The 1,350-nt window shown below is 70.5% G+C and carries 1 protein-coding gene; it reads left to right on the forward strand.

The annotated features are described in order from the left end of the window. The first annotated feature begins 149 nt into the window (after window positions 1-149). Window positions 150-1,334, forward strand: coding sequence for an ISAs1 family transposase (locus tag AB0J42_RS37685; RefSeq protein ID WP_364303391.1), 1,185 nt, complete (start codon window positions 150-152; stop codon window positions 1,332-1,334). Window positions 1,335-1,350 lie beyond the last annotated feature (16 nt).

Below are 1,350 nucleotides of genomic sequence, written 5' to 3' on the forward strand. Positions count from 1 at the left end.
CAAGGCCGATGCGTTCTCGACTGGTGAGACGGCCCCACCCCTGGCCCGGGCAGGCGGAAGAGGGCACCCCGCTGGAGAGATGACAAACGCGACCCCTGATGATCGTCGGTTGTCTAAGCCAGTCGATCAAGAACAGGGGCCGCGTTCGCGTGCCATCATCCCCGATCAACGTGCTCTCCCGCCACCTGGAGCACCTCACCCTCACCGACCCGGCCGCAGACCTGCCCACGCTGGCCGAGGTACTGGATGCCGTACCCGACCCGCGTAGTCGCCGCGGACGCCGCTACCGGCTCGGCCCGCTGCTGGCGTTAGCCCTGCTCGCCGTACTCGGCGGAGCGACATCGCTGGCGAAGATCACCCGGTTCATCGCCGGATACGACTGCGACCTGCGCACCCGGCTCGGTCTCCCGCCCACGATCCGGCTGGCCGCCTCCACCCTGGGCCGGCTGCTGGCCCGTCTGGACGGCGACGCCTTCGATGCCGCCACCTGCACCTACCTGGCCCAGCTGGCCGCCTGTCAGCCACCCCAGACGGCCACCGCCACCCGACCACCCCTGCTCGGGCTGGCCGTGGACGGCAAGACCCTGCGCGGCAGCCGTACCGGGGACGGCACCGTTCACCTGCTGGCCGCCACCCGCCACGACACCCAGACCGTCCTGGCCCAACGGCAGGTCGACGCCAAGAGCAACGAGATCCCGGCGTTCACACCTCTGCTACGCGGCCTGGACCTGGCCGGCCTGGTCATCACCGCCGACGCCCTGCACACCCAAGCCGACCACGCCCGGCAGATCGTCGCCGACGGCGGCCACTACCTGTTCCTCGTCAAGGGCAACCAGCCCACCCTGCACCGCCGGCTCAAGGCCCTGCCCTGGCGCGAAGCCATCCTCAACGACCGCACCGACGAGACCGCACACGGCCGCCGCGAGATCCGCCGCATGAAGATCTGCACCGCCCGGCCCGGCCTGCCCTTCCCCCACGCCGCCCAGGCCATCCAGGTCAAACGCCGCCGCACCGACCACCGCACCGGCAAGACCACCATCGTCACCGTCTACGCCATCACCAGCCTGCCACCCGGCCGGATCACCCATGCCCAGCTCGCCGCGCTGATCCGCGGCCACTGGAACATCGAAGCCCTGCACCACATCCGCGACGTCACCTACCGCGAAGACGCCTCCCGCGTCCGCACCGGCACCGCACCCCGCATCATGGCCAGCCTGCGCAACCTGGCCATCGGCCTGGCCCGCCTGATCGGCTGGACCAACATCGCCGCCGCCACCGATCACTACCGCAGCCACCCAGCCGACGGCCTTCAGCTACTCGGTCTCACCATCTGAGAACGCTTCGACCCTG

Origin of the sequence: Nonomuraea sp. NPDC049649 (assembly GCF_040675175.1) — a bacterium.
Lineage (GTDB): Bacteria > Actinomycetota > Actinomycetes > Streptosporangiales > Streptosporangiaceae > Nonomuraea.